At 66.0% G+C, this 20,373-nt stretch carries 22 protein-coding genes; 10 read left to right on the top strand and 12 right to left on the bottom strand.

The genetic code is table 11. From position 1 onward, the window contains the following. Nucleotides 1-49: 49 nt before the first annotated feature. The gene (locus RHA1_RS02895) at nt 50-313 is read right to left on the bottom strand and encodes a WhiB family transcriptional regulator (RefSeq protein WP_272942749.1); all 264 of its coding nucleotides are present in this window, start codon (nt 311-313) and stop codon (nt 50-52) included. Between the two features lie 229 nt (nt 314-542). Between RHA1_RS02895 and RHA1_RS02890 the strand changes: the two genes are divergently transcribed. Continuing rightward, entirely contained in the window at nt 543-1,955 is a 1,413-nt protein-coding gene (locus tag RHA1_RS02890; protein ID WP_011593851.1) for a PLP-dependent cysteine synthase family protein, read from the top strand. 14 nt (nt 1,956-1,969) lie between these two features. Here the strand turns inward: RHA1_RS02890 and RHA1_RS02885 are convergent, their stop codons facing one another. Then, the gene (locus RHA1_RS02885) at nt 1,970-2,479 is read right to left on the bottom strand and encodes a GNAT family N-acetyltransferase (protein ID WP_011593850.1); all 510 of its coding nucleotides are present in this window, start codon (nt 2,477-2,479) and stop codon (nt 1,970-1,972) included. 538 nt (nt 2,480-3,017) lie between these two features. Here RHA1_RS02885 and RHA1_RS02880 point away from each other — a divergent pair. Continuing rightward, the gene (locus tag RHA1_RS02880; RefSeq protein ID WP_011593849.1) at nt 3,018-4,082 is read left to right on the top strand and encodes an LLM class flavin-dependent oxidoreductase; all 1,065 of its coding nucleotides are present in this window, start codon (nt 3,018-3,020) and stop codon (nt 4,080-4,082) included. 95 nt (nt 4,083-4,177) lie between these two features. Here RHA1_RS02880 and RHA1_RS02875 read toward each other — a convergent pair whose 3' ends face one another. Beyond that, nucleotides 4,178-5,209: an aldo/keto reductase gene (locus RHA1_RS02875; protein WP_041810984.1), complete on the bottom strand. Its 1,032-nt coding sequence runs from the start codon at nt 5,207-5,209 to the stop codon at nt 4,178-4,180. Between the two features lie 329 nt (nt 5,210-5,538). Between RHA1_RS02875 and RHA1_RS51550 the strand changes: the two genes are divergently transcribed. The 3 genes from RHA1_RS51550 to RHA1_RS02860 all read left to right on the top strand — a co-directional run bounded on the left by RHA1_RS51550 (nt 5,539) and on the right by RHA1_RS02860 (nt 6,584). Beyond that, nucleotides 5,539-5,820: a class I SAM-dependent methyltransferase gene (locus RHA1_RS51550; RefSeq protein WP_237723886.1), complete on the top strand. Its 282-nt coding sequence runs from the start codon at nt 5,539-5,541 to the stop codon at nt 5,818-5,820. Then, nucleotides 5,817-6,224: a class I SAM-dependent methyltransferase gene (locus RHA1_RS51545; RefSeq protein ID WP_011593846.1), complete on the top strand. Its 408-nt coding sequence runs from the start codon at nt 5,817-5,819 to the stop codon at nt 6,222-6,224. The genes RHA1_RS51550 and RHA1_RS51545 overlap by 4 nt, the downstream gene beginning before the upstream one ends. A 156-nt stretch (nt 6,225-6,380) precedes the next feature. Next, nucleotides 6,381-6,584 carry a cold-shock protein gene (locus tag RHA1_RS02860; RefSeq protein WP_005242781.1) on the top strand — a complete coding sequence of 68 codons (204 nt, stop codon included), beginning with the start codon at nt 6,381-6,383 and terminating at the stop codon, nt 6,582-6,584. A 124-nt stretch (nt 6,585-6,708) separates the two neighbouring features. Here the strand turns inward: RHA1_RS02860 and RHA1_RS02855 are convergent, their stop codons facing one another. Next, the gene (locus RHA1_RS02855) at nt 6,709-8,052 is read right to left on the bottom strand and encodes an NAD-dependent succinate-semialdehyde dehydrogenase (RefSeq protein WP_011593845.1); all 1,344 of its coding nucleotides are present in this window, start codon (nt 8,050-8,052) and stop codon (nt 6,709-6,711) included. A 490-nt stretch (nt 8,053-8,542) separates the two neighbouring features. Here RHA1_RS02855 and RHA1_RS50305 point away from each other — a divergent pair, with 490 nt between their 5' ends. Then, nucleotides 8,543-8,701, top strand: a complete 159-nt coding sequence (locus tag RHA1_RS50305) for a hypothetical protein (protein ID WP_016880869.1) — start codon at nt 8,543-8,545, stop codon at nt 8,699-8,701. Between the two features lie 80 nt (nt 8,702-8,781). Here RHA1_RS50305 and RHA1_RS02850 read toward each other — a convergent pair whose 3' ends face one another. Beyond that, entirely contained in the window at nt 8,782-9,153 is a 372-nt protein-coding gene (locus RHA1_RS02850; protein WP_011593843.1) for a thioesterase family protein, read from the bottom strand. 269 nt (nt 9,154-9,422) lie between these two features. On the opposite strand from RHA1_RS02850, the gene RHA1_RS02845 reads away from it, so the two are divergent. After that, a complete protein-coding gene (locus RHA1_RS02845; protein ID WP_011593842.1) occupies nt 9,423-11,069 on the top strand; it encodes an alpha/beta fold hydrolase in 1,647 nt (548 codons plus the stop codon). A gap of 118 nt (nt 11,070-11,187) precedes the next feature. Continuing rightward, on the top strand, nt 11,188-12,480 hold the full coding sequence (locus tag RHA1_RS02840) for a wax ester/triacylglycerol synthase domain-containing protein (protein WP_011593841.1): 1,293 nt from the start codon (nt 11,188-11,190) through the stop codon (nt 12,478-12,480). Nucleotides 12,481-12,532: 52 nt separating this feature from the next. On the opposite strand, the gene RHA1_RS02835 is transcribed toward RHA1_RS02840, so the two are convergent. The 4 genes from RHA1_RS02835 to RHA1_RS50300 all read right to left on the bottom strand — a co-directional run bounded on the left by RHA1_RS02835 (nt 12,533) and on the right by RHA1_RS50300 (nt 15,123). Beyond that, nucleotides 12,533-12,976 carry a DoxX family protein gene (locus tag RHA1_RS02835; RefSeq protein WP_011593840.1) on the bottom strand — a complete coding sequence of 148 codons (444 nt, stop codon included), beginning with the start codon at nt 12,974-12,976 and terminating at the stop codon, nt 12,533-12,535. Nucleotides 12,977-13,194: 218 nt separating this feature from the next. Further along, a complete protein-coding gene (locus tag RHA1_RS02830) occupies nt 13,195-14,112 on the bottom strand; it encodes an NADP-dependent oxidoreductase (RefSeq protein WP_011593839.1) in 918 nt (305 codons plus the stop codon). Nucleotides 14,113-14,293: 181 nt separating this feature from the next. Further along, a complete protein-coding gene (locus tag RHA1_RS45600) occupies nt 14,294-14,560 on the bottom strand; it encodes a YdeI/OmpD-associated family protein (RefSeq protein ID WP_011593838.1) in 267 nt (88 codons plus the stop codon). A gap of 170 nt (nt 14,561-14,730) precedes the next feature. Beyond that, complete coding sequence (locus tag RHA1_RS50300) at nt 14,731-15,123, bottom strand: hypothetical protein (RefSeq protein ID WP_167540920.1); 393 nt, start codon at nt 15,121-15,123, stop codon at nt 14,731-14,733. Between the two features lie 538 nt (nt 15,124-15,661). On the opposite strand from RHA1_RS50300, the gene RHA1_RS02820 reads away from it, so the two are divergent. Continuing rightward, nucleotides 15,662-16,003, top strand: a complete 342-nt coding sequence (locus RHA1_RS02820) for a YciI family protein (RefSeq protein ID WP_009473200.1) — start codon at nt 15,662-15,664, stop codon at nt 16,001-16,003. Nucleotides 16,004-16,165: 162 nt separating this feature from the next. On the opposite strand, the gene RHA1_RS02815 is transcribed toward RHA1_RS02820, so the two are convergent. Further along, a complete protein-coding gene (locus tag RHA1_RS02815; protein WP_423816209.1) occupies nt 16,166-17,674 on the bottom strand; it encodes a protein adenylyltransferase SelO in 1,509 nt (502 codons plus the stop codon). 87 nt (nt 17,675-17,761) lie between these two features. Continuing rightward, complete coding sequence (locus RHA1_RS02810) at nt 17,762-18,649, bottom strand: NAD(P)/FAD-dependent oxidoreductase (protein WP_237726837.1); 888 nt, start codon at nt 18,647-18,649, stop codon at nt 17,762-17,764. Here RHA1_RS02810 and RHA1_RS45595 point away from each other — a divergent pair. After that, nucleotides 18,627-19,277 carry an LLM class flavin-dependent oxidoreductase gene (locus tag RHA1_RS45595; RefSeq protein WP_237726836.1) on the top strand — a complete coding sequence of 217 codons (651 nt, stop codon included), beginning with the start codon at nt 18,627-18,629 and terminating at the stop codon, nt 19,275-19,277. The two genes, RHA1_RS02810 and RHA1_RS45595, sit on opposite strands and share 23 nt — an antisense overlap. Nucleotides 19,278-19,302: 25 nt before the next feature. Here the strand turns inward: RHA1_RS45595 and RHA1_RS02800 are convergent, their stop codons facing one another. Then, nucleotides 19,303-20,226 carry a LysR family transcriptional regulator gene (locus RHA1_RS02800; RefSeq protein WP_011593833.1) on the bottom strand — a complete coding sequence of 308 codons (924 nt, stop codon included), beginning with the start codon at nt 20,224-20,226 and terminating at the stop codon, nt 19,303-19,305. Between the last annotated feature and the right edge of the window lie 147 nt (nt 20,227-20,373).

Raw genomic sequence — 20,373 nt, 5'->3', positions numbered from 1 at the left:
GACGCTCGGGCCGAGCCGCTCGTGTGCGAATGCCGGCGCGGGCATTCGTTCACCGGCCGAGTCGTGCCAGCCGTTCGCCCGGTGTCGTCGCACCCCAGACGCCGTGCTGTTGGCCGGTGTGGAGGGCATACTCGAGGCATTCCTCCACCACCGCGCAGCCGCGGCAGAACTCCTTGGCGAGATCTTCGCGCTCGGAGCGAGCGTTCCTGCGTTCGGCGTCCGCCGGGAAGAAGATCTCCGCGTCCGCTTCATGGCAACGCGCAGACAATCGCCACTGCCACAACTCGGTGTCGTGAGGTTGCAGTGTCGTCACCGGTGTCGACATCTTTCGACTACCCCCTTCGCTCTCGGTCGCCCCAAATTACAGCCCATTCGGCAACACACGAGAAGAATTCGAATCTCCAGGATTTCGGGGTGAACTCGCTGCGCCGTTCGTGGTGAGCCACTGAAGATCTGATCGGCGTGACGCGAATCCTGTTGTTCGACGACTGCTCTTGCGATGCTGACCGAGTGACACCCGGGCGGCCTCGAAAGGCAGACGCATGACCATCCTCGATCCCCCTACAGTCGACGCTGCGAGCCTCGGAGTCTACGACTCGATCACCGACGCCATCGGCAACACACCCCTCGTCCGGTTGAACCGGGTAACCGGAAGCATCTCCGCGACGGTGTATGCCAAGCTCGAGTTCCTCAACCCCGGCGGAAGTGTGAAGGATCGCGCCGCCCTGGCCATGATCCACGCGGCCGAGGAATCCGGGGAACTCCTGCCCGGAGGCACCGTCGTGGAGGGCACGTCGGGCAATACCGGGGTCGGGCTGACATTGGTCGCCGCCGCTCGGGGATACCGTTCCGTAGTCGTGGTCCCCGACAAGACGAGCGTCGAGAAGATCGCATTGCTGCGGGCGCACGGGGCGCAGGTGCATGTGACACCGGGCGGCAGGCCCAGCCACCATCCCGAGTTCGTACGCAACGTGGCCACTCGTCTCGCGGCGGAGATCCCCGGCGGCTGGCTCGCCGGCCAGTACGACAACCCGGCCAATCCCGACGCGCACCGCACCACGACCGGACCGGAGATCTGGCGTCAGACCCGTGGCCGAGTCACTCATTTCGTCGCCGGTGTCGGAACCGGTGGGACCATCACGGGGACGGGGGAGTTCCTGACGAAGATCTCCGGCGGGGCCGTAAAGATCATCGGCGCGGACCCCGAGACCTCCGTCTACGGCGGGGGAGACGGACGGGCCTGGTACATCGAATCCGTGGGGCATTTCCTGCACCCGCAGACCGAGCACGACGAGTGGCCGGATTCGTATCACCCGGACGTCGTCGACCGACTCGAGCGGATCCCGGACATCGAGGCGCTCACGGTGCTGCACCGGCTCGCCCGGGAGGAAGGCCTCCTCGTCGGAGGTTCCGCCGGCACCGCGGTCGCCGCCGCCCTGCGGGTCGCGCGGACCCTCGGCCCGGACGACGTCGTGGTCGTGATCGTCCCGGACTCGGGCCGGGCCTACCTGTCGAAGTACTTCGACAACGAGTGGCTGGGACGGCTGGGCTTCCCGCTCTACCACGCAGCGACCGGACCCGTTGTGCGTGACGCACTGGGCGGCCGGGGTATCGCACCCCGGGCCGTGCCGTCCACCGCGACGGTCGCGGAGGCGCGTGAGTTGCTCGCGGACACCCCGGCCCTACCCGTCGTGCTGGCGCGCCCGGTCACCGGTCCGGTCGTGGTCGCCGAGATCCAGGGGACCGTCAGTGCCGCGGCGCTGTCAGACGCTCCGGATGACGACCCGATCGGCGTGCACGTCGATCAGCCGTTGCCCGTCGTGGGAGTCACCGAAGAGCTGTCGGTGGCGGTGCGACGAATCGCGGGGCATCGAGGGCCGGTCGTCGTGTCCGAGAACGGGCGGGCCGTAGTGTTGGTCGACGCCGACGTCGTCCGCACCTCGCCCGTCGCGTGAAGTGCGGTGATCCGTCACCCTTGATCGAACACCTTCTCGAAGCAATTCGAGAAGGGCAAGATCTCGTATGGGGAGAAGATCGGAATCCGTGAGTAGCCACTCTTCTCGTACAACCTGACCGCATCGGGTTGCCGGTCGCCTGTCTGGAGAATCAGGCGTGGGCGCCCCGCCTTCCTGGCGGCATCCTCGACCGCGCTCAACAACGCTGTGGACACTCCGGTTCCGCGATGTTCCACTGTGACGAACATCCGTTTCAACTCCAGGTCGTCGCCGTTCCACCTGAGCGCGGCGTGACCGACCGATTCTCGATTGTCGGTAGCCCCCGCGGCGGTGTACACGACCACTGTGAGGAAAACGGACGTCGGGTCAACCGCATTGGTGGCGGCGCGGTCTGCAGTCGATACTCGGTCGGAGTATCGCGGCCCCACTTCGTCGGCCATGGCCGCTCGCAATGCCTCCGCATCGGGATCGAACCACGACACCTCACGTACGTGATGTGTCGAGAGTGCTAGTTCAGAAGGCATGTACATTCTCCGTCGATGAAACCGCGATGTGGTCGATGCTCCACCATTTTCACTCTGGCTGCGAGGGTTGAAATCATGGTGGCGCCAATGAGTGTCCCTATTTTTGCTCACTGCCCCTGCTGTATCGGGATGAGGTCCGCCTTCTGCTCGCAACCGCAGTCCCAGCGCTCGGGAGTGGCCCCGGAAAAGTGATCGCTGAATTACAAGGTGCGCTGGATCTTTTCGATCTGGAGGAATCTATCTCCAGTTGTGACGGACTATCGCACGTCAGGTCCTGTTTCCCGTCGTGGAGGACACAAGGCATGGACGTCCAACGGGCGCAATCGAGGTTAGTCTCGCGAGGTCTGGATGCTGGTCACGTGATCCGGTCGGGCGTTGAGGCATCTCTCGGGGAAAGTAGGGAAAGAACACGATGACAGCGGCGCACACGGTCGGTCCGGACATACTCTCCGCCGAATCGGTGGGACAGCAGGATTCGCCGGTCTCAGCCAACCGAGATCGCCCGCTGATCACCACCATCGAACAGGAATCACATACCATGAGTCTCGAATTCCTCTGGTACATACCGAATCAGGTCACCCCGGGACACCGCGGCGACGCCGTCACGGTTGACCACAACAGCCTGGATACCCTCACGACGCAGGCGAAGGCCCTCGAGGAACACGGCTGGAAGGGGGCCTTGATCGGCACCGGTTGGGGTCGGCCGGACACCCTCACCGTCGCCGCCGCCCTTGCGGCCAGGACGGCGACGTTCGAGCCGCTCATCGCGATCCGGCCCGGCTACTGGCGACCGGCTCACTTCGCTTCCGCCGTCGCTACTCTCGATCATCTGACCGGTGGCCGGGTTCGGATCAACATCGTGTCCGGGAAGGACAACCTCGGAGCGTACGGCGAACACGAGAGCGACCAGGCGCACCGTTATGCCCGCACGAAGGAGTTCCTCCAGCTCGTCCGCAAGCTGTGGACCGAGGAGAACGTCACCTACCGGGGTGAGCACTTCCAGGTCACCGATTCCACGGTGCTGCCCCGGATCTCGCCGCGCGAAGATCGACCGCACCCGAAGCTCTACTTCGGTGGCGCGTCCGAAGCCGCCGAGCGTGTTGCGGCGACCGAGGCCGACGTTCAGCTGTTCTGGGGTGAGCCGCTCGCGGGTGTGCAGGAGCGGATCGAGCGGTTGCGCTCACTGAGTCAGGAACTTGGCCGCGAGCATGCGCCGCTCGAGTTCGGCCTGCGGATCACCACCTTCGTCCGGGACACGACCGAGCAGGCCTGGGCCGAGGCAGAGGCGAAGGTCGCGGAGATGGCGAAGAATCAGGGTGCGCCTCCACAGAACCCGCATCGCCAGACCGCCGTGGGACAGCAGCGACTCCTCGACCTGGCAACCCGTGGCGACGTACTCGACGACAACCTGTACACCGCACCCGGGAAGGTCGGTGGCGGCGGCGCCGGCACCACCTGGCTCGTCGGCTCCCCGGAGGACGTCGCGAAGTCGCTGCGCAAGTACCAGGATCTCGGCATCACCCATTTCGTGCTCTCCGACACCCCGTATCTGCCGGAGATCGAGCGCCAGGGCAACCAACTGCTGCCGTTACTGCGCGAATGAGCCGGGGGAGCCCTACTTGCGCTTCCCCGCAACAGCTTTGTGCAAACAGAGACAGTCACCCGCCCGCGCTGTCGGCGCGAGCGGGTGAGTGGTTGTCAGAGCCTGAGTCCGGTTCCGTGCACCCCGTGCTCCTCGATAAGCGCGAGTTCTTCGTCGGTGAGCGGCGGGAAGTTCAGGGCCGCGATGTTGTGGTCGAGCTGCTCGGTCGAACTCGCTCCGATCAGCGCCGAGGTGACCTCCTGCCGCCGCAGCACCCACTGCAGTGCCAGCTGTGCGAGTGACTGGCCACGAGCCTCGGCAATCTTGTTGAGCTCGGCCGTGCGCTGCCGGTAGGTCTCGTCGATCACATCCGGCGTCAAGAACGCGCTGTTCTGTGCTCGTGCGCGCTCGGGAATCGTCTCCAGGTACTTGTCCGTCAGCAGACCCTGCGCCAGGGGTGAATACACGATCAGCCCGAATCCGTCCTGCCGGGCGGTGTCCAGCAAGCCGTTCTGTTCGGGACGACGGTCGTAGATCGAGTAACGCGCCTGGTGGATGAGCAGCGGAACGCCGGCCTGGCGTAGCAGTTCGGCGGCTTCGTGTGTGCGATCGGGTAGGTAGTTGGAAATGCCGACGTAGAGCGCCTTGCCCTGCTCCACCGCGCTGACCAGAGCCCCGACGGATTCCTCCAGTGGCGTGCTGAGGTCGGGGCTGTGGTGGTAGAAGATGTCGACGTAGTCGGTGCCGAGGTCGCGCAGACTGTGGTCGAGCGAGGTCAGGATCGACTTGCGCGAGCCGCCTTTGAGATACGGGCTCGGACCGATCGGGTTGCCTGCCTTGGTCGACAGGATGAGTTCGTCCCGATAAGGCGCGAGGTCCTTGGCGAGCACGGCGCCGAAGTTCTTCTGGGCTGCGCGATGCGGTGGGCCGTAGCGGTCGGCGTTGTCGAAGTGGGTAATGCCCAGGTCGAACGCGTGGAGGATGATCTCCCGCTGAGTCGCAAATGCGTAGTCGCTACCGAACTTCTGCCACAGGCCGAACGAGAAGGCGGGCAGATCGAGTCCGGAGTTTCCGGTTCGGTGGTACGGGACCTTCTCGTAGCGGTCTTCGGCCGCGGCGTAGGTGAGATCGAGGGGGCTGTCGGTCATCGGTGTCGTCTCTTCCGTTCTGTTCGGTTGTTGTCGCGGGCCGGTCACAGACTGGCGCGCGGTGTCGCCCGGTGCCGGAGAGACGGCGCAACATCGAGTCTGCTCCATACAGACACTGTCACCGGACGGCGATGGAAAGTGAATCGTTGAGATCGTGCAGATTCTCTGAAAAGACTGTCGAGCCGGCACCACATGCGCGACGAGACACAGCAGAAGCGGGGCAGAGTGCGGATCGTTTGACCCGATCTCGAATCGATCCGATCGATAATGTGGACAACGGCCCGAGGTCCCGCCCATCGTCGAGATGTTCGAATCACCATCTTGGGGCTGTGGGCGATGACACCTGGGCCGGTGTGGCCGACCAATTTGCCGATGAGGCGTATGCCTCGGTGAAGGGACGCGTGCGCATCTATGTGCTGCACCAGCAGCTGTTGGAGCATTTGCCGGCGCCCCCAGCGACAGTGCTCGACGTCGGCGGCGGCGCGGGCAATCAATCGTTTCCGCTGGCCCGAGCCGGTTACGACGTGACGGTGCCCGACCCGTCGTCGGTGATGCTGGACAAGCTCGACAGCGACTCCAGCGACTGCCTGGTGAGACCCAGCGACGGGTGACGCTCGTGGTAGCCGACGGCGAGAACGCCGACGAGGCGGTGAATGGTCAACGGTTCGCCGCCGTGCTGTGTCACGGCGTGCTCGGGTACCTGGAGCAGCCGGAGCCGCTCGTCGACCAGCTGTGCCGGTGCACTGGCGCCGGTGGCGTCGTATCGATCACGACGGGCAACGCGAAGGCGATGGCAGTGCGCCCGGCCCTGGAACAACGGTGGGACGACGCCCTGGCATCGTTTGACACCGGGGGGGAGATCGGGGTGCTGGGAGTGCCGACTCGAGCCGACACGGTGGAGGAACTCCGCGAGCTTGTGCGGATCCGCGGCGTGGAGCCGATGAGACTCCTACCGTCAACTCAGCCGCGTCTTTCACCTCGTGGGACGCAAAGGTCCGGGCTGACGGGACACTAGCGCTGGGTGATGGTCCGCTGACCGCGCTCGGTGTATGCAAAAACGTCGACCCGAAGGCGACCGGTTCTTCGCGACTACATCGAGGATGGCAGGATCAGGTCATCGAGATCGGAACCTCGATGTGAGGGTCCGGATCGAGATTTAGGGAGTATGGGCATGGCGCAGGGCATTGTGAAGTGGTTCAACGGTGAGAAGGGCTTCGGTTTCATCGCACCCGACGACGGAACTCCGGACGTCTTCGTGCACTACTCGGAAATCTCGGGCAGCGGTTTCAAGTCGCTCGACGAGAACCAGCGTGTGGAGTTCGAGGTCGGCCAGGGCCAGAAGGGCCCGCAGGCCACGAACGTGCGCTCTGTCTGACCAGCGCAACGTGGGGACCGCATCCGGTGGGTGCGGTCCCCACTTCTGTCGCCGGATGGGTATCCGGTGGGGGCGCCGGTATCGAACTGCACGCCGAGGGCGCTGAAATACTGGAATCGTCGGGTCAGCTGACGCGGATGAGTTTCTTGTTCACGAATTCGTCGATCCCGTATTTGCCGAGTTCGCGACCGAAACCGGAGCGCTTCACGCCGCCGAACGGCAGCTCGACTCCTTCGGCGCCAACGGCATTGACGAACACCATGCCGGCCTCCAGTGAGTCGGCGACGCGGTAGGCCTGATCGGGGTCCGTGGTGAAGACATACGAGCCGAGACCGAACGGAGTGTCGTTCGCCAGCTCGACGGCCTCATCCTCGGAACGCACCTTGTAGATCGTCGCAACCGGCCCGAACAGTTCCTCCCGGTAGGTTCGTGAATCCCGCGACACATTCGTCAGCACGGCGGGTGGGAAGAAGGCACCCTGGCGTTCACCCTCCGACACCAGCGTGGCGCCCTCGGCGATCGCCTGCTGCACCTGCTCGGACAGCCGGTCGGCGGCGGCGACCGACGACAGCGGCGCGAGTCCGTCTGCGGTGGCGAGCACCTCCGCGGTGAATCTGCCGACGAAGTCGTCGTAGAGGTCCTCGGCGATGATGAATCGCTTCGCGGCGTTGCACGCCTGCCCGGTGTTCTCGAAACGACCTTCTATTGCCGCTTTTACGGTGGCGTCGAGGTCATCGGAACTGAGCACGATGAACGGATCGGAACCCCCGAGTTCCAGCACCACCTTCTTGAGGTTGCGGCCGGCGATCTCGGCGACCGCTGCGCCCGCACGCTCGGACCCGGTCAATGACACGCCCTGGACCCGCGGGTCGGCGATCGCGTCGGCGATCTGCTCGTTGGTGGCGTAGACGTTGACGTAGGCGCCCTCCGGATATCCGGCGTCGGTGAAGATCTGGTGCAGTGCCGCCGCCGATTCCGGGCATTGCGGTGCATGTTTGAGCACAATGGTGTTGCCCAGTGCCAGATTCGGACCCGCGAACCGGGCGACCTGGTAGTAGGGGTAGTTCCACGGCATGATGCCGATCAGCACACCGATCGAGTTGCGGCGGATCAGCGCGGTACCGTCGCCCTCGACCAGGTCGATCGGCTCGTCAGCCAGGAACTTCTCGGCGTTGTCGGCGTAGTACTGGTAGATCGCGGCGCTGAAGTCAACTTCCCCCAACGACTGGTCCAGCGGCTTGCCCATCTCCCGCTGGATGATCTTGGCCAGTTCGTCGCGGCGTTCGGTGTGCAACTCGGCGACCTTCCGGAGCAGTTCGGCGCGCTCAACCACCGTCGAGCCGCGCGACCACTCGCGGTGCGCCTTCTCCGCCGCGGACAACGCCGCCTGCATCTGCTCGTCGGTCGCGGTCGGATATTCGCGCACCGTCTTTCCGGTGGCGGGGTCCACAACTGCGTACAGGCTCATGTTCACGTCTCCTCGGAAAGGGTGGGGCATTTCAGTATCGCTTGCGATGGGCGCCCGGGGTGGTGCACACGAGTAGATCGCCCGATCTTCACCTCGAGCGGCCGGCAACAGGCCGTGCGCTCGAGACACGAGGTAGGGCGGCGCCGCCTCAGCAGGTCGCTTATTCGGGGCGCCACGCAGTGAGATCGTTCACTGTTGAGCAGGCGGATGGTATGGGGGTATAGGCTTGGTGAATCGGAATGGTTGTCGCATCGAGCGAGTCGGCTCACGCGTTCCCGATTCGAGAGAATGCCGGCCGATTTGCGGCCGATGCAAGGAGCGTCCATTTGATGCCAAGCGCTGCAGGCCCGCACGCCCAGGCGCCGCGCAGATCCGCACCGCGCGACCATCTCCCAGGGTGGGCACCACGCCTGATGGCGAGCCGAATGAGCCGTCCACGACCCATCACCCCAGCCGGCCGCGCCCACATACACCTGAATCAAGGAACAGAATGACCATCGATCACGACAAGTCCGAACTCCCACTCTTCTCTGCGCAGCGAACGCTGACCCACAGCACCCCGGAGCCCGTCTCCGACGCGCCGCGCACCGGCGATTCCCCCACGCAAACATCCGCCGAGATCCACCGGTCACTCTTCAGCGACGAGTGAGTAACCGTGCCCGCCGTCAGGGCTGGGGGATCGGGCCGGTCGCGACGTGGCGGTCAGTGGTGAGTGCGCGACATGCGCGGTCAGCGATCAGGCTTCGCGGGTGACGCCGCCGCGAGAAACCGGTCCCGGTCGACGATCGCCCGGTCGATCTCGCCTGACGCGACCACCTTCCCCGAGCTATCGGTCGCCCGCACGGTGAAGGTGAGGCGGTGGCCGACAGCGGCGGCTGGTGGCCCGGCCGCGATCTCGACGGTTGCACCGACCGGTGTCGGGCCGCGGTGCTCGATTCGGACAGCGGTCCCGACTGTCGTCTGGCCCGCACCGATGAACGATGCAGCGCAGGTGACGGTGGCCGCCTCCATCCACGCAATCAGCCGGGGGGTCGACAGCACAGGAACGTCACCGCTGCCCAATGCGGTCGCGGTGTCGGACTCAACTACCTCGTAGCGCACGCCAATACAGTACGCCAGGCGCGGCCGAACCCTTGGTCAGCGCTTCCGGTTCCGGCTTTCACGGTCCCGCCGGTGGTGCACGATGACGCAGCACCGCAAAGACGTGTGCACCCGGATTCCGTGGCGACATCTCCGATTCCGGGTTACCGGTCGTCGCGGTGGTGCGTCTGAGACACTGGCTGCTGGGGCGAGAGCGAGCGGGCTGGCTGCGCAGCGGCTCAGGCGCCACGATCGTCACGACACTGGACTACGAGGGGGATCGCGACAGTATGCCGGGGATCGATGGGCACTTGGACTCAAGGCAACGCGCGGGGGCGCGGTTTGCACGGCGTACGCGATTTGTCGCCCTCGTCGGCGGCCTCACCGCCACACTCGCCCTGGGTCCGGTACCGCTGGCCACCGCACAGCCGGCACCGGGTGACGATCTTCGCTGGGGGTCCTGCCCGGCCGAATACGAGCTGGACCCGGCATCCGATCAGTGCGCCTCGGTCACCGTTCCCCGCAACTACGCGGACCCCGCCGCCGGCACGATCGACGTGCTCGTCACCCGCCACCGCGCCGAGGATCCCGGCTCGCGCCGCGGCGTGCTGTTCACCAATCCCGGTGGGCCCGGCGGAGACGCGATCGGCTCGAACAGCATGTTCGTCGAGATCCTGCCCGACGCGGTCCGCACACAGTGGGACGTGATCGGTGTCCAACCGCGCGGTCTTCCCTACGCCGGCGCGGTCGAGTGCGTGCTGGCCCCTGAACAGACGACGGCGATGAGCCTCGGCTTCGGCGGTGCTGCGACGCGTAACGCATGCGAGTCCGCTGCGCCGGGCACCACGGCGCACCTGACGACCGAGAACACCGCGAAGGACTGGGAGCAGGTCAGGCTCGCACTCGGCGAGGACGTCATCGACATCTACGGCCTCTCGTACGGCACAATTCTCGGATCCACCTATGCGACTCTCTTCCCTCAGCACACCGGTCGCATGGTCCTCGATTCTGCGGTCGACCAGAAGTGGCTGTGGAACGACGTGTTGTGGCAGCAGAACGACGGCTACAAGGATCGCTTCTACGACCTGATGGACTGGATCGCCGCCCACGACGACACGTACGGGCTCGGTGACACTCCGCTGAAGGTGTATCAGCGGTGGTCGGACCGGATCGTCGAGGAAGCCGGCGGGAACCCGACCCTCGCGCCACCACCCGCCCAGATCGGTGACGTACCGCCCGGCCTGCAGGCCGTTGCGGATGCTTATCGCGGTGGGGTCGATCTCACCGGACCGGCACGCGTTCAGTTCGAGGCCTTCGTCCGTCGTCTCGCCGACCCGTCGCACGCCCAGATGTCGTCCAGCATCTACGTGATGACGCGGCAGGTGCTTCCCGCCCGCAACAGCTGGCCGCTCATGGCGCGGGTGATCCGGGACGGTCGAGACGCGATTCCCGACGGCACCGCGATGGACGACCTGACGGAGCAAGAGTACGAGCGGATCGCCCAGGCCCAGATGATGCAGTCACTGGTCCTGTGCAACGAGAACAATGTCGCCGCTCGGCCGGACCGCATTCCGGGTTGGCTCTTCTCCACCTTCGTCACCGGAGATCTCTTCGACCTCATCGGGTACAGCTACAGCGCCGGGCCCGAATGTACCGGTGCGCCGCCCGTTGTCGCGCTGCCCACGTTGGGCAATCGAGGACTGGCGACGGCCCCGCTCGTCCTGCAGGGAATGCGCGACCCGCAGACCCCCTATCAGGGGGGAGTTCAGCTCGCCCACGACATGGGGGCGCACCTCGTCACCGTCGAGGGAGGCGATCACGGTGCGGGGATCCAGGGTGGCAACGCCGTCGTCGACCAGACCGTCACCGAGTACCTCGAGACCGGGCGCACCGCTGTCACCCACGCCCCTGAGGCGCCGATCACCGCCCCGCTGTGAAGGCCGGGGCCGGGCCGCGGACGGTGTGACATAGGCAAGCAACACTCTGGGTCCGTGCTGAGCTGCGGGACCGACATTCCTGGTTCGAAAAGGTGCCGACCCGAATAGACTTGCCGAGGTGAGCCGCGAGGATCCCGATCGGCTGTCCGCCGACGACGCACATATCCTGGGGCTCGAATCGGCGGTGATAACCGGCCACACGCTCAAGCTCGTCGTTCTCGGGCCGGCCACCTCCCCGCTCGACGTCGAGGCTCTGCGAACTGCCGTGGCGGAGCGGCTTTCGAGCCAGCCGCGAGCGACGCAACGGATCGATACCTCGGGACCGGAGCCGCGCTGGGTCGAGGCGACGGCGTTCGAGATCAGTGACCACGTCCGGCGCCGGGAGGAGCCCGGGTGTGCCTCGCGCGACGATCTGTGGCGGGCCGTCAGTAAGCTTATGTCCGAGCACCTCGACCACGAGCGTCCATTGTGGACGTTCGATCTGATCGGTCCACTCGGCGACGGGCGCGAGGCGATCGCGGTGCGGATCCATCACGCGATGGCCGACGGGATCAGCGCGGTTCGCTTCCTCGACGACGTCCTCTGGGATCGGCACCTCGAACCGCCCCTGGGAGGAACGCGGCCGGGCCTTCGCGCCGCTTCGCCGCAACGGTCGCGAATCGACGAGGCACTGCGGATGCCTGCGGTTGTGCATCGTGAACTCGGCCATCGCGGTTCACATTCGCCTTTCGACCGCCCGATCAGTGCCGCCCGCGAGCTCGCCTTCACCGTCGCCCCACTCGCGGAGCTGAAGGCAATCGGCGCCTCACGCCCCGGTCGACCAACCGTCAACGACGTACTCCTCGCGATCGTCGCCGGCGGCCTGCGAAGCTGGCTCGGCGCCGGCCAGGCGGCCCTGCCGCGTCTTCGTGCTCAAGTTCCGGTCAGCCTGCACCACCGGGACGAGGGAGCGGGCGAACTCGGAAACCGTGATTCCTTCCTGAATGTCGATCTGCCGCTCGCTGAGGCGGATCCGCTCACCCGACTCGACCGGATCAACGCCGAGACCAGCAAGCGCAAGCTCCTCGACGACGCCGAAGAGCTGTTCGATCTCTTCCACGCTCTCGGACGCGTGAAACGCGTCGAGGAAGCCGCAAAGCGACTCGCTGGTAGCGCGCGCGAGTTCAGCCTGTCGATCTCGAACGTCCCCGGCCCGCCCGTGCCGGTCAGCGTTTCCGGACGTCGGGTCGAGCGGCTCTTCTCCTCCTCCGAGCCCGCAGCTCACCACGCGCTGCGGATCTCGGCGATCTCCTGCGCCGGGATCGTCGGTATCGGGCTCTGCACAGACCCCGAGGCGCTGCCCGACGTTGCCCGGCTGGCGGTGGCGATGGAAGATTCATACGCCGAATTGCGTGACGCCGCGATCACCTAACATCGATCCGTTCGGTGTCAATGGCATTCGAGGCCAGCAGTCGGGTGGTGGTTCACGTGCGTCGGACAGGCATGATCGATCGCACCCGCGCGTCCCGCAGGTACAGACCGCCCCACACGAAGATGCCGACGTAAATCGGGAACAGGGTGGTGCTGACGATCGGCTGCTCGGTGAGCATGTTGGTAGCGACGGCTCCACCGAGGTATCCGGTCAGCAGCACCGCGCCCAGAATCGCCGTGGCGGGCACGATGTAGAGAATCAGGCACACCAACAGAACGACCCCGATGACACGGTTGAGGTTCTCGGCAAAACCCAGCTCGGCCATCGCCTCGCGCACCATTTGCGTGTTCGCGATGTGGATGAGCGAGTCGAACAGGAGAAACAGCACCACGAGGGCGCTGACGACCAGTCCAGCGATTCTGGCCTTCTTCGTGGTTCCGCCCGTCGGCGCCGGTGTCGCGTTGGAGGTTCCCGTGGAGGGTGGTGTCGATGTCATGAGACTTTCTCCTTGCTGTTCATGAAGCGGTACACCGCTGACCGGTGGCACCTGCCCGTCGGCGTCACGCGGGCAAATCGACTGCTCCCGCACGCTTCGTGTCTACTCACACCAGTACAGACCAGAGGTGACGGGAAAACTCACCGCGGCGCTCGAGGGATCTCCGTTCGTGGGCCCTCCTAGGTCGGCAACCCCGCAGGCGGGACGCCGAGGACCACCTAGCCCGGCACGCCCCGCCGTTTGGACAGGAACGCTGCCCGTGTCTCGGCGAGCGGGTGGACGGCGCCGACGTGGGGGCGCAGGTACCCCTGCGAGGTGAGCTGTGCGAGTTTCACGAGCTCTGATCGGTCGGGTTCGACGATGAAGAAGACTGTTCGTCCGCCGCGTGGTGTCACCGTGGGCGGCGCACTGATCGAGACCAGCACGCCGCCCGGCTTGACGATCGCGGCCGATCGGGCGAGCGCATCGCCGCCGATGGTGTCGAACACCAGGTCCACCGGTGCGAGCTGGTCCAGGTCGCGTTCCCCGTCGAGGGGAAGGAATCCGTCTGCGCCGTGGGCTCGGGCGCGTTCCTCGGCTGCACGCCGTCCCGTCGCGACGACCCGCGATCCGGCCGCGTGCGCGAGCTGGACAACCAGGGAACCAGTCCCTCCCGCGCCACCATGTACGACGACGGTGCGGTCGGCGGCGTCGCCGAACTCCAGGCCGCCGTGTCGGAACATTCCCTGCCAGGCGGTCAGACCTGCGAGGGGCAGCGCCGCGGACGCCTGGAATCCTACGGTGTCGGGGATCGCAGCCAGGTTGCGTGCCTCGACGGCGACATACTCGGCGGCGCCGCCGTCGCGGTGCCAGTCGGTCAACCCGAAGACACGGTCACCGACCTCGAAACCGGTGGTGCCATAGCCAACTTCGGTGACAACGCCGGCCACCTCGTGTGCGGGGATGCACGGCGTGCGGTCGCGGCCGGCCCGATCCGTCCAGGTTCCTGGCCAGTCGAGCTCGTCGGGCACGAAGGATGCGGCGTGCACTCGGACGATCACGTCACCGGTGGCGGCGTGCGGGTCGGGGGCATCCTCGAGCACGAGTAGCTCCGGGTTCGCGGGACCTCGATTCTCATGGATGTGAACGGCTTTCATGTGATGCTCCTCGAGTCGTATACGACTACATCGAGCTTCCATGCGCTGAAGCTATGTCGATTGTCCACTGCGTCGAATATGTGCGCGACCTCGTCGTCTCCAGAAACAAGGTCGCGCGGACGACCGCGCGAGGCCGAAGGTCCCGGATCGGACAAGTCGGCTGCGGCTGAGTGGAAGGGTTCTACTTACCGGTCTTTTCCCGGTGGCTACAACCAGGCCAGCAGCATGGGCGGCGCTTGCCTTCAGCCAGTTCGGTATGCGCCCGCTTGATTCGACGCGCTCTCGTTTCGTCGAGCTTGGCATCCTCGACCCAGCAGATCCACTCATTGCGTGCGAGTGGTGTGATGTCATTCCACGCTTTCAGCGCCTGGCCGTCATCGGCCAACGCCGTTCGTAGGTCTGCTGGCACTCTATGCACCGTGCCGCTCGGGACCGTGCGCTTGCCCATGTTTGGAGTCTACCGACTGTCGCCGAGGTCGGGCGGGTCGTAGCCAACGGAGTCTTGGTGTTGATTCAGAGGCGGGCCCGCTCGATTTCGGCGCGGTCGCTGCACGCAGGATCGCGCGATGGTGAGTCTCAACTGCAATCGTGGACTGCCGGGTGAACCTGATGTCTGGTCTAGGTTGATGCGATGAAGGTATCCACGAGCGCATCGGTCGTCTCGGTGCTGTGCGCTGTGTCGGTGTGGCTATTCGTAGTGCCGCAACTGGTCACCACAGGGATAGTCGAGCCTGGACCGCTTCTCGGTCTGATGGTGTTGCTCCCGACACCGGTCGGTTTGATCGCGGCGTTGGTGGGGGCGGTCGCGGGCACGATCGGGCTCGTCCGACGCGCTGATCGGACGTGGGCCGGCGCGTTGATGACGTTGGGGCAGGCTTTGACGTGGATTTTGGCCATCGTGATCGTGGTGTGGTCGCAGGCGTATGGTTCGACGGGGTGGGAGTTGTTGATACTGCCGACGTCGCTGATGCTGGGGCAGGTTGTGGTCGCATCGGGCTTGATATCGGCCATGGTGAGTCGTCGCAGAGCCATTGACGCCGAAGTCGGGGGAAGGATGGCCCGTAAACCGATAGCCGCCACCTCCTCAGACTCTCGCCGCCGAGACTAGCTCCCGAATTTGAGTGCCGCGTCCAGCATCCGACGTGTGTTCTGCCACCAGTCAGGTCGAGGATCAACTCGTCTGCGCCCGTAGTTGCTGCGGAAGCGATGTCGTCAAGAATTTGCTCTCGAGTGTGCCCGAAAAGCCGATCCGATCGTCGCCGGACGGACTCTCGGAGAACGTGACGTTCTCGACCACCATCATCTCCAGCCCTTGGACGGCAGTCCGCAGAATAATGCGCTGTGCAGGGGCTCGCCACAACACGACCGTCACACTACTTACCCCACGCGCACTCGGGCGTGCTGATCAAGTGCCTGATGCCCGCGGTGAGCGCGGTGGTGAGACGGCCTGTTCCGACCGTTCGGGGTGGGCGGGCGAATCTTGTGCGCGCCGCGCCCGTGTCGGCGAGGATGGGTTCCGATCTGACGTGAGAAGAAAGGAGTCGACGCGATGACGAAGTACCTGATCTCTTTCCCCAGTGGTGCCATGGTCCTTCCCGACGAGGATCTGCAGGCAGTGTCGGATGCGTCGCACGCGGTGGTGGAGGAGGCGAAGGACGCCGGTGTCTGGGTGTTCGGCGGTGGAATCGACGAGAGCGTTCCGCCTGTCCTGGTCGATGGGGATGGCACGGTGACCGAGGGCACGTACCCGCAGACGAAGCAGCTCGAAGGCGGCTACGCGGTACTGGAGTTGCCCTCCCGCGAGGCGGCACTGGAATGGGCTGCGAAGATCGCGGTTGCCTGCCGGTGCGCGCAGGAGGTGCGCGCGTTCCACTACGATCCCGCCAGCTGACGGGGTTCGACGTCTCGGGCAATCGCATTCGGCTTCGGCCGGCCGCGAACTGCGCACGGCGGCATCCCGTCGCGGCGACACCAACCGAAGTCGTTCCGGCGACGAATCGTCGGCGAGAAGTTTCCTCGACACGAACGTCGCCGTGCAACTCCGTCCTGGAAGTTAAGTGCCGCAGAAGGTTTGGAAGGACTTGCTGAATGACGGTGGGGCGGGTGTGGTGTAGTCGGACCACTCGTCGCGGCGGTCGAACGGATGCGTGACGACCTCCAATAGCTTCTCGAACGGAGCGAGCCTCCCGTCGGTCGCGGCGCGCAACGCAGCATCGAGCTGATGATTGCGCGGGATGTACAGCGGGTTGACGCAGTCCATCGCGTCCGCGGTCTCCGCTGCCCCGCGCCCATGTTTCGTCAGGTCGCCGCGCCAGCGTTCCAGCCATGGCCCGATGTGCTCTCGCGGAACGAGGCCGTCGAGAGGCGTCGAATGTCCGCGTAGTTCGTCCGCGAGAGCACGGAAGGTGCCCGTCCAGTCGGCACCGTGTTCCTCCAGCAGCGTCAGCAGGTCGTCGACCAGCGCTCGGTCGACGAGTTCGCCGGCCAAACCGAGCTTTGCCGCCATCCCGGCCGCGTAGTGGCCGTCGTAACGCTCGTCGAAGGTCGCGAGGACTGCCGACACCGCGGTAATCGCGTCATCCGGCGTGGAATCGAACAGCGTCAGTAGCGTTTCCGCGAGGCGCGCCAAGTTCCACTTCAGGACAACGGGCTGGTTGCCGAACGCATACCGGCCGCCGTGGTCGATCGAACTGAACACAGCGGCCGGGTCGAACGCGTCGAGGAATGCGCACGGACCGTAGTCGATGGTCTCGCCCGAAATGGTCGTGTTGTCAGTGTTCATCACCCCGTGCACGAAACCGGTGAGCATCCATTTCGCCACCAGTGACGCCTGCGCCTCCACCACCGCCTCGAAGAACGACAGATAGCGATTACCGTCACGTCCCGGCGGCAGTTCGGTCAGCTCCGGGTAGTGGCGGGCGATCGCGTAATCGGCGAGCGGCTGCAACACCTCACCCTGCCGCACCGCGTATTCAAAGGTGCCCACCCGCAGGTGACTGGCCGCGACCCGGGCGAGCACGGCACCGGGCTCGGCGCCGTATCGATGAACGTTCTGGCCCGTCGCGACCACCGACAGTGCGCGCGTGGTGGGGATGCCGAGGGCGTACATGGCCTCGCTGACCAGGTATTCGCGCAGCATCGGGCCGATTACCGCGAACCCGTCGCCGCCCCGGGAGAACGGCGTGGGCCCCGAGCCCTTGAGGTGCAGATCCACCCGCTGCCCATCGCTGCTGGTCAGCTCGCCGAGCAGCAACGCCCGACCATCCCCGAGGAGCGGTGCGTATCCGCCGAACTGATGGCCCGCATATGCCATCGCCACTGGCTTGGCCCCGGCCGGCGCCGTCGATCCGGACAGGACGCCGACCCCGTCCTCGCTTCGCAGCGTCTGGACATCCAACCGCAGCGACGCCGCAAGCTGCTCGTTGAGTACGAGCAACGTGGGGTCCGGCGCGTGGGCACCCTGCCACGGCACCGTCAGGGCGCCCAGCTCGTCGGCAAAGGTGCTCTCGAGGCCGGCCACCGCTGTGTTCGTGCCCACCGTGGAATCCGGAATTGCAGTCATCCTGCGAGGGTAACCACCGCACGGACCGCCGCGCACCCGATGGCACCGCGAGTACGGCCTGGTGTGCACGCGCAATGGAACGTGTGTTCAAGAGTTGGCTTGTGCGAGAACCGACGCGATGTTCGCCGCGGAGTAGACGTCTCGGATGGGCACCGACCCGCCGAGGACGCCGAAGATTCGCTCGACTACCTCCGGTTGGGCCGCGGCCGCTCGGTAGAACGCCGTGAGTCCGTTCGAGAGCGGCGCGAGGCGGGCCGTGCTGAGCGCCAGTTCGAAGCCGTTGGCGGTGAGCTGGTCGCGCTGACGTTGGTAGTCGCCGAGGGCGTCATCGACGGGACGGCCGGCGCGCGTGCTGTGGATGGCCTCCGCGAGCAGGTCGGCGCTGAGGAACGCATCGGCGATGCCCATCCCCGTGGAGGGGTCCTTGTGGTGGCCGGCATCGCCGAGGAGTGCCCAGCCCGGTCCGACCGATGTTCGGTACTGGTTGGGTAAGTCGGCGGTACCGACGAAACGTTGTTCACGCTGGCCGGAGGCGACCGTGTCACGCAGTCCTGGCACCAGATCGAGGGCGGCGTGAAAGCTTCGGTCGAGGTCTGTGCGGACGCGCGGAAATTCCCGACGGGGCCAACCGACGTAGATGCAGGTGAGCCCGTCGTTGGTGGGCCAGACCAGGATCAGCTGGCCGGTTCTGGCGTGGAACGACGCGCGCACATCGCCGAGGCCACTCCAATAGGAGTAGTACACGCACGTCAGCGGCGGATGGTGGTTGTAGACGCGAGCAGCGACTCGCCGCGCGACGGTCGCGTGCAGACCATCCGCCCGACTACCAGCGGTGCCCGCAACGACGGCCGCCTCGACCAGCACCGTGTCGAGAACGGTCCGCCGCGGGCAGTATGCGGCTGTCTGCCCTTCGATCGTCGAAGGACTGCACGACCAGTCGTTCACCGCACCGGTGGCCAAGCTGGGCGCGGTCACCGCACAGGTCCGTCGACTGCTCGACGGCGACCGGGTCCGCCCGACGGCAACCCACGACCACCGGCCCCTGCGGCTGGGTGTCGCCGCGCGCACCGGCCTGCCGATCTACCTCGCCGGACTCGGCAACAAATCCATCCAACTCGCCGGCGAAGTGGCCGACGGCTGGACGCCCTTCCTGGTCCCTCGGTCGTGGCTGCCCAGCCGAAGGGCCCTGCTCCAGCAGGCGGGCGCCCGATCCGGCCGACCCACACGCTTCTCGGTGTGCCCGGCGGTCCCCACCGCCGTCGCGGCCGATCACGCAACCACCCGTGAGATCGCGTCCTGGTGGGTCGCGTTCTACCTCACCAGCATGGGCTCGCTCTACCGCCGCTCGCTGAGCGAACGGGGATACCGCGAGCAGGTGGAGGCCGTGCTCGCCGGCAACCCGACCCACGACACCACCGACGTGCCGGCCGAAGCCCTTGTTCTCCTCGACGAGCTCACCGTCTGGGGCACACCCGACACCGCTCACGACCAACTCCAGCACTGGTACACCGCAGGCGCCGAGATGCCGATCCTCGCACTCCCACCCCACCGCACCATTACCGAACTCGACTACATGCTCGAAACCATGCGCCCACACGCCTGACGTTCCGTCCTGGGGGGGAACGCGCTTACGGGTACGGCGAGCGCGCCGCGAGCCCCCGTGCGGCCGCCGCGGCACGCACTGCGTCGATCACCAGTTGCAGCGGCGGTCGGTGCGCTTCCGTCCCCCGATGGGCGATAGAAATGGTCCGCATGAGTGGTTCGGTGAGCGCGACGACGTCCATTCCCGGCGGGCGCAGCGTCAGTCCGAGATCGGAGACAAGGGTGACTCCCAGGCCCGCGGCAACCATCGCGAGTGCCGTAGCCTGCTCGCCGACCTCATGGTTGATCCTGGGTTCGAATCCGCAACGCTGACAGGCCAAGCGCACCGCGCGGCCGAAGTGCGACGTGGGTCCCGCAAGGATCCAGGGATGCTCGGCGAGATCCGCCAGCGCCATCGTTTTGGCGGAAACCGTTCCCGGAGGCAGCGCTGCGTGCAGTCGCTCCACTGCGATCACCACCCTGGTCAACTCCGGGTCCCACTGCATCGGATAGTCGGAATAGTCGATCACGAACGAGAAGTCCAGCGACCCGTCCCGTACCGCGACTGCGGTGTCCTCCGGCGCAAGCTCCCTCGTTCGCACCTCGATGCCGGGATGTTCGGCGGCCAGCAACGTCAGCGCACTCGGCACCAGGCTCGACGCGACGGACGCCCACACGCCGACGGTCAATCGGGCGGTGACCCCGTCCTGCGTTTGTTCGAGAGCGGTGGTCGCGCGCTCCACCGATCGAATGATGTCCTCAGCGTGCTCGGCGAGGAGCAGGCCGATCTCGGTGAGCTGTACCCGCCGACCGCGCCGCTCGAATAGCTTTGCGCCGACGTCGCGTTCGAGCTGGGTGAGCTGTTGGGATACCGCGGATGTGGTGTAATGCAAGGCCAGCGCCGCGGCGGTCACGGTGCCTCGGCGATGCAACTCCCGAAGCATCCGCAACCGGCGCAATGACAGCTCCATGCCGCCAGCCTATGCATCCATTCCGAACCGTCCAACCGGACCACGCGCTCCGCTGTGTAGAAAGCGTGAACTCAATCCTTCAAGATTCTTAACTGGACGCCTGGTCACCAGCGCGCGCACTCTGGCGTCATCGGCTGAGTGGTCGTG

The sequence above is a fragment of the Rhodococcus jostii RHA1 genome (genome assembly GCF_000014565.1).
Classification (GTDB): domain Bacteria; phylum Actinomycetota; class Actinomycetes; order Mycobacteriales; family Mycobacteriaceae; genus Rhodococcus_F; species Rhodococcus_F jostii_A.
This window is presented reverse-complemented; position numbering and strand designations above follow the sequence as displayed.

Bases quoted from the DNA above. Each gene is read 5' to 3' on its own strand.
- RHA1_RS02890 (WP_011593851.1), top strand. From the start codon at position 543: ATGACCATCCTCGATCCCCCTACAGTCGACGCTGCGAGCCTCGGAGTC.
- RHA1_RS02885 (WP_011593850.1), bottom strand. From the start codon at position 2,479: ATGCCTTCTGAACTAGCACTCTCGACACATCACGTACGTGAGGTGTCG.
- RHA1_RS02880 (WP_011593849.1), top strand. From the start codon at position 3,018: ATGAGTCTCGAATTCCTCTGGTACATACCGAATCAGGTCACCCCGGGA.
- RHA1_RS02875 (WP_041810984.1), bottom strand. From the start codon at position 5,209: ATGACCGACAGCCCCCTCGATCTCACCTACGCCGCGGCCGAAGACCGC.
- RHA1_RS02860 (WP_005242781.1), top strand. From the start codon at position 6,381: ATGGCGCAGGGCATTGTGAAGTGGTTCAACGGTGAGAAGGGCTTCGGT.
- RHA1_RS02855 (WP_011593845.1), bottom strand. From the start codon at position 8,052: ATGAGCCTGTACGCAGTTGTGGACCCCGCCACCGGAAAGACGGTGCGC.
- RHA1_RS50305 (WP_016880869.1), top strand. From the start codon at position 8,543: ATGACCATCGATCACGACAAGTCCGAACTCCCACTCTTCTCTGCGCAG.
- RHA1_RS02845 (WP_011593842.1), top strand. From the start codon at position 9,423: ATGCCGGGGATCGATGGGCACTTGGACTCAAGGCAACGCGCGGGGGCG.
- RHA1_RS02835 (WP_011593840.1), bottom strand. From the start codon at position 12,976: ATGACATCGACACCACCCTCCACGGGAACCTCCAACGCGACACCGGCG.
- RHA1_RS02830 (WP_011593839.1), bottom strand. From the start codon at position 14,112: ATGAAAGCCGTTCACATCCATGAGAATCGAGGTCCCGCGAACCCGGAG.
- RHA1_RS45600 (WP_011593838.1), bottom strand. From the start codon at position 14,560: ATGGGCAAGCGCACGGTCCCGAGCGGCACGGTGCATAGAGTGCCAGCA.
- RHA1_RS50300 (WP_167540920.1), bottom strand. From the start codon at position 15,123: ATGGCCGATATCAAGCCCGATGCGACCACAACCTGCCCCAGCATCAGC.
- RHA1_RS02820 (WP_009473200.1), top strand. From the start codon at position 15,662: ATGACGAAGTACCTGATCTCTTTCCCCAGTGGTGCCATGGTCCTTCCC.
- RHA1_RS02815 (WP_423816209.1), bottom strand. From the start codon at position 17,674: ATGACTGCAATTCCGGATTCCACGGTGGGCACGAACACAGCGGTGGCC.
- RHA1_RS02800 (WP_011593833.1), bottom strand. From the start codon at position 20,226: ATGGAGCTGTCATTGCGCCGGTTGCGGATGCTTCGGGAGTTGCATCGC.